This window comes from Paenibacillus amylolyticus, assembly GCF_003719335.1.
GTDB lineage: Bacteria > Bacillota > Bacilli > Paenibacillales > Paenibacillaceae > Paenibacillus > Paenibacillus amylolyticus_D.
This window is the reverse complement of record NZ_RIAS01000032.1, coordinates 22,350-29,009: the sequence shown is the minus strand read 5'-3', so window position 1 is coordinate 29,009 and position 6,660 is coordinate 22,350. Positions and strand designations below refer to the sequence as shown.

Annotated in this window: 4 protein-coding genes; 3 read left to right on the top strand and 1 reads right to left on the bottom strand. The window is 42.4% G+C overall.

Translation table 11 applies throughout. The annotated features are described in order from the left end of the window. On the top strand, positions 1-1,120 hold a 1,120-nt coding region (locus EC604_RS29070), incomplete at its 5' end, for a glycoside hydrolase family 3 C-terminal domain-containing protein (protein WP_192895177.1). A gap of 39 nt (positions 1,121-1,159) precedes the next feature. Here EC604_RS29070 and EC604_RS29065 read toward each other — a convergent pair. Continuing rightward, positions 1,160-2,383: a helix-turn-helix domain-containing protein gene (locus EC604_RS29065; RefSeq protein WP_161557087.1), complete on the bottom strand. Its 1,224-nt coding sequence runs from the start codon at positions 2,381-2,383 to the stop codon at positions 1,160-1,162. Between the two features lie 129 nt (positions 2,384-2,512). Between EC604_RS29065 and EC604_RS29060 the strand changes: the two genes are divergently transcribed. Together EC604_RS29060 and EC604_RS29055 are read left to right on the top strand one after the other, a co-directional pair. Next, entirely contained in the window at positions 2,513-2,989 is a 477-nt protein-coding gene (locus EC604_RS29060; RefSeq protein WP_123067426.1) for an MFS transporter, read from the top strand. An 82-nt stretch (positions 2,990-3,071) separates the two neighbouring features. After that, the gene (locus EC604_RS29055) at positions 3,072-6,362 is read left to right on the top strand and encodes an alpha-L-rhamnosidase (protein ID WP_161557086.1); all 3,291 of its coding nucleotides are present in this window, start codon (positions 3,072-3,074) and stop codon (positions 6,360-6,362) included. The last annotated feature ends 298 nt before the right edge of the window (positions 6,363-6,660 follow it).

Genomic DNA, 6,660 nt, shown 5'->3' with positions numbered 1-6,660 from the left:
CTCGTATGCGGCCGGTTATACAATAGACGAAGATGTTGTAAACGAAGAACTGATTCAAGAAGCAGTAGCTGCCGCAAAGAATGCACAGATTGCAGTTATTTTTGCAGGGCTGCCTGAGCGCTATGAGTCCGAAGGTTTCGACCGGAAACATCTTCAATTGCCGGAAAGTCACAGAACTTTAATTGAAGCAGTCGCGGAGGTTCAAGAGAACATTGTTGTTGTATTGAGCAATGGAGGTCCCATTGAAATGCCTTGGCTGGATAAAGTTAAGGGTGTTCTGGAGGCATACCTTGGAGGTCAGGCTTTGGGCGGTGCGATCGCTGATATTCTCTTTGGAAACGTAAATCCAAGCGGGAAACTGGCTGAGACATTTCCTAAAAAACTGATTCACAATCCATCGTACTTGAATTTCCCTGGAGACGGCGAGACTGTCGAATATCGAGAAGGTGTTTTTACTGGCTACCGTCATTACGATACAAGAGATGTTGAGCCTTTGTTTCCATTTGGCTTCGGTTTAAGCTACACCCAATTTGAATATAGTGATCTACAAGTCAGTCATAAACAGATCAAAGATACCGACAGTGTAACGGTTACAGCAAAAGTTAAAAACACAGGTGAAACAGAGGGAAAAGAGGCCGTTCAGCTATATGTACGTGATGTTGAATCAACGATCCCACGTCCACTTCAAGAATTGAAGGGATACGCCAAAGTTTCACTTCAGCCTGGTGAAGAGACCACCGTACATTTTGAACTGGGCAAAAGAGCCTTTGCTTACTACGATGTTAAGCTGAAAGACTGGCATGTGGAGACGGGCAAATTCGACATTATGGTCGGAAAATCTTCAAGAGAGATTGAACTCGCTGAAACGATCGAGGTAGAATCGAGCGTTATTGTTACCCAACCAATTACCAGACATTCCACATTCGGTGAATTGCTGCAACATCCCGTTGGAGCTGAAATTATGGCTGCGATGGGGCAATATGACGGGAATGGAGCAGGATTGGGTGAGGGAATGCAGGAATTAATTATGGGTACCACATTGCACAATGCAGCAGTTATGAGCAGCGGTCTGTTCACAGAAGAAACACTACAGAGTATCTTATCCGCTGTTAACCGGTGAATGAAAGCATCGTTAGAATAAGCCCGGCACAGCCCGGGCTTATTCCTCTACCATATGATGCGTTTGTTGATACTGCTTCGGGGTTCTACCTGTGTGTTTTTTAAAAATCTTGGTGAAATAACTCTGATCCGTAAAACTCAATAGAGACCCGATCTCAGAAAGAGGAGTGCTCGTAAATTGAATCATATGTTTAGCTTCCTTAATTTTGATCTGTTGAATATATTCATTAACAGGAACCCCAACTTCTTTTTTAAATAGTACGGACAGATAGTTTGGGCTAATACCGGCATGTTCAGCAATTTTTTCATGTGTCATTTTGGAATAACGGTGGTTATATATATAATTTTTGCAAAGTGTTACGATTTTAGAATGCTGTGATTCTTTAACCTGAGAGACTTTCTCGGTTAACGAAAAAAATGCTTCCAAGCAGCATTGATCGATTTCTTTATCGGTCCGTAGATCCTCGAGGCGCTGTATGTAAACATCACTTACTGAAAAAGCAATCTCCGAGTAGACACCACCGTCTATGGCTGCTCTAGTTGCAAGAGCTATACCTATAATGCCAAGATTCTTTTTAGAACGGATATGGCTTGATTTGGATAGGACCCCTGTATTTTCATAACCAAGTTGTGTAAAGTGTTTGAGCATATCCAGCTTACCTTCCTTGACGAACGTTAACAATTTCTTTTCATTCAGTGGGTCGTGATGGAGCATCTCATCATAGCCTGTTGAAGAATTTGTGGCACCTTGTATTTGTTTTTCTTCGATATACATACCGCGCAAATAGTCCTGTACTACATCCTCAGCTTCGATCAATTCATGATTAAACATTTGATTAACCAAGATCGTGATGTTGATTAGTCTCTCATTAGTTATCACAGGAACAGACTGATAATAGTGATATACTTGTTCCCGATTCGCAAAGAGATGTGTGTCATTGATAAGCCCATTTATTTTATGTTCAATTAAGCTAAATGGAAGGGAAGGTCCTAAAATGATGGTGCCTTCATCGTTCTGATCGTTACCAATACGAATTAAAATGTAGTTCTCAAAAAACTTCGTTCTTACAACAGTAGGTTCTTCTTTACACACGGATGGATCAAACCCCAACGCTGAAAAAAAGAATTGTTTATCATTTTTATACAGCGGATTAAGCATCCGATTACCCAACAGTTCGAATTTAACTTCTCCAGTGGAGTTTACGAAGAAGATGGACATATCAAAAAGTTCTGTAATGAGTTTACATTGACGTTTTAAATCCAATTTGCGTTTGCCTCCTTTATTAATCATCTTATCATACCATAATTATAAAATTACAATGATATTACCATATTGCACGAGGGGAATTCATTATACTATTTTAGTAAGCGTTAACATTTAGGTGCACGATCTATGCTGAAGGGTGGTAAGGGAATTCCGATCCCTTACGGTAGCTTGATGGCGATCCGTACCAGAAGTGTAGAAGAACGGAGTAAAATGGGCCTTACCCGAACCATCTTTGGTTATATCATTGGGATGATTATCGCTATCGCGTTAATTCCAATAACCAATATGCTTGGTGGGAATCAAAAAGCATGGATTATTGTTGCAGTTGTATTGGGTTTCGTGTCCTTCATTTCCTTGATTCTGACCTTCTTAGCTTCCAAAGAAAACAATGCTGGTGTAACTATTGTTGAAAGCGATAACACTCCCTTCTGGGAAAGCATTAAGCTCCTATACCAGAACAAATACTGGGTCATGCTGTCTGCTCAGCCATTGATCTACATGTTGTATACACTTAACGGTTCAACTGGAATCTATTACACCAAGTATATTCTCGGGAATGAGGATCTCATCGCACAACTTGTCTTGGATAGTGGCACGGGTTGAATCAACAATGTTCACGATGAATATTGGATCAAAGAGACAATTCTACAAGATAACCTTAGAGGCCATAAGGGAGGAAAACACAATGAGTTATTGCATATCACAAATTAAAGTCATGCACGAGATCGAACCGATGGGCCTGGATGAGAAGAAGCCGGTCATTTCCTGGCAGTTCATTTCCGATGCGAATAACATGAAACAGACTGGCTTTAGAATTGTTGTAGGCAGGAAGGCGGATTCTAGCGACATGTGGGATAGTGGCTGGTTGACAAGCGATTGTTCCACGGGAATTGTCTATGCTGGAGCACAACTTGAGCCGTGTATGGAATACTATGTAAAGGTGGAAACAACGAATCAAGACAATGAAGTCGCTACGGCCTCTACGAAGTTTGAAACAGGGCTTATGAATCCAAGTATGGAAGCCTGGAACGGGGCGCAATGGATTGGCGCGCCCGAATATTACATCGCAAGTAATACATTAGGTATATTTGCGATGAGGGGTACAATTACCATAATGGAAGGCGGATCGTGTGCAGGATTAGTATTCGGAGCTAACGACGAGCGATTATTGAATCGAGAGCGAAACGAATCTTTACTCGAAGGAGAGAACTACATAAAGTATGAGATTAATATCGGGCAATCTCCCGCGACGCTAGACATTTACCGTGTAGGGTACCACAAAGATGATCACCCGAAAGTGCCGCTTGCTTCTGTGCCAATTGTTCATATTGAGGGAGATGAAACGATACCGATTATTAACGAAGCAAACCTGCATAGTCCACATGAGCTAAAGATTGAGGTAGTTGGCAATGCCGCGTTCGCCTATGTGGACGGATTTCTAGTCGATGCAGTGTTTACAAAATACGGAAACCTCGCTGCCAGACAACTGAATCCCCTTGCCGACAATGACATCACCACTTTCCCAAGACTTTGCCAGATCGGTTATAGTGTTGCCGCCGGTACGAAGGCCCATTTTGATGGCATTCGTCTTAATTTTCTGCGCCATCCTTCAAATGAATTCTATAACATGGACACGGAGTATGGGGTCGATATAGAAGCATTTGAAAATGATGTGCAAATGACTCGAAGCCCGGATCAACATTCACTGCCGATGCTGAGAAGGGATTTCACGGTTAAGAAGCCATTGTTAAAAGCAAGGCTTTACGCGACAGCCAGAGGAATCTATGACTGTATGATCAATGGAAAGGCGATTAGCGATCAATTCTTTGCGCCGGGTTCAAGTCAATATGACAAACATCTCATGTATCAGACTTATGATGTGACGGAGTTGCTTATCGAGGGAATGAATGGTATCGGCTTTACGCTATCTTCCGGGTGGTGGAATGGCTCGCAGACGTTCGTGCTGCAAAATTTTAATTATTGGGGCGACAAAGAAAATCTGCTTGCCATGCTAGTGCTCACTTATGAAGACGGTACAACTGATAATTACGTGACGAACGAGGACGAATGGCAATATTATGGGGAAGGACCATATAGGTTTTCTGGCTTTTTCCAAGGAGAGCACTATGATGCCAATCTGGCTCATATCTATGAGGATTATTCGAAACCAGGCTATTACAAGGAAGGTATGAAGAAGCCGGCAGTTGTTGAAGCTGTTCCGATTGGGGAATTTGATTCCTTGCCGGGTTTCTTTTTACCGTGGCCCGCAGTTAATGAAACAGAACCAGAGTTGATAGGCCATTTCAACGCTCCAGTGAGGAAAGTTGAAACTGTTATTGCCCAAAGTATGTCGGAGCCTGCACCTGGTCTATTCATTTACGATTTGGGTCAGGAGATCGCTGGTATTCCTACCCTTACGTTCAAAGGAAAGAGAGGGACCAAGGTAAGGATCCGTTATGCAGAAATGTTATATCCAAAAATAGAAGAATATGGAGAATTTCATGGGAGGATGCTTCTTGCCAATCTTAGAGACGCTTCCAGCACTGACATCTATACTCTTCGCGGCGACCCTGAAGGTGAAACTTATATGCCGAAGTTTACCTTTCATGGGTATCGGTATATTGAGATAACGGGTCTGGATGAAGCTCCAAAACTCGAAGATGTGAAGAGCATCCAACTATCTAGCATCTCTACCATTACGGGTCACGTGAAAGTGGATAATGATCTGGTTAATAGACTGGTTCAAAACGTGAAGTACAGCCAGCTAAGCAACTTTATCAGCATTCCAACCGATTGTCCTCAGCGAAATGAACGGATGGGCTGGACTGGTGATGCTCATGTATTTGTTCGCACCGCTTTTTACCAGAGTGATGCTAGAACGTTTTATATGCGCTATCTGCAGGCGATTAGAGATGGTCAACTGTCAAATGGGAATTTACCCAACATTGCGCCCGTAGGCAGCGGATTTGGTGGGATTACTTATGGCAGCTGCATTCATTTGATAGTTTGGGAAATGTATCAGCATTACGGTGATGTCGATGTTGTAGCCGAGTACTATGATGCAATGAAACAATTTACGAACTATTTGGAATATATGGGTATGCCAGGAGATATATACATGGGTCCAATCGATGACTGGCTCGCACCTGTAAAGACGGACAGCCATTTGGTATGGAATGCGTTTTACGGAAGAGTAATGTATTTGATGAGCGTTTACGCGGAATTATTAGGAAAACAACTCGATGCCTCCTACTACATCGTGAAAGCGGATGAAGCAAAGCAATACTGGAATAAGACTTTTGTAGATGCTGAAACCGGAAAAACCTTGAATATGGACGGAAGCGTTAACGATACTCAAGCGGGATACGCGATCGGTTTGAACTTTAATATGTTTGAAGAGAGGAACAAACAGAAAGCCTATGACAATCTAGCTTCGAAGACCAAGGAAGCAGGATACACGGTAACGACCGGCTTCTTCGGCACGGGACCATTAAATCCGATGTTAAGCGAGGGCGGTTATCCAGAAATTGCTCATGCGTTGATTACCCAAACCGCCTTTCCAAGTTGGCTGTATCCAGTCACTCAAGGAGCCACCACCATTTGGGAACATTGGGACAGCTACACGATTGAAAAAGGATTCGGCGGACGTAATGCAATGAATAGCTTCAATCATTATTCATTGGGAAGCGTTATTAGCTGGCTGTATGAATATGTATTGGGAATTCGGAGAGACGTGCACAATCCGGGATTTAATCATTTTTTCTTGAAGCCTGATTTTACCGGATTTCAACAAGCGTCTGGTAGCATTGAAACAACGTACGGAAAGATAGAAAGCAGTTATGTTGTTTCTGGTGACGAGGTGACTTACCAATGCTCGATTCCAGCGAATTCTACCGCTACTCTCATTCTTCCTGGCAATACAAAGAATTTGGGGAGCGGTAGATATGAATTTATCTCTCAGCTATCAAGAAGTTAGTGAAGAGATTTGTATCGGTGGTTAGCCATTTATTTTGTGTTCGAACAGTGTGAAGGGCAGGGAGGGGCCGACAATCATGGTTCCTTCAACCCCCCGGTTACACTCATGGATATGTAATTTTCAAAAAAGAGCGTTTTTCTAATGACAGGGATCTCTCTACAAATCGCAGGCTCTAATTCCAAAACATAAAAAAAAACACACGGACAGCTCAAAAAGCTCGGATATGAGCTTGCAATTGCTTTCAACACTTTGCTCCATATAAGTCTCCTTAGATCATATAAAGCATTAAAATTCTAAA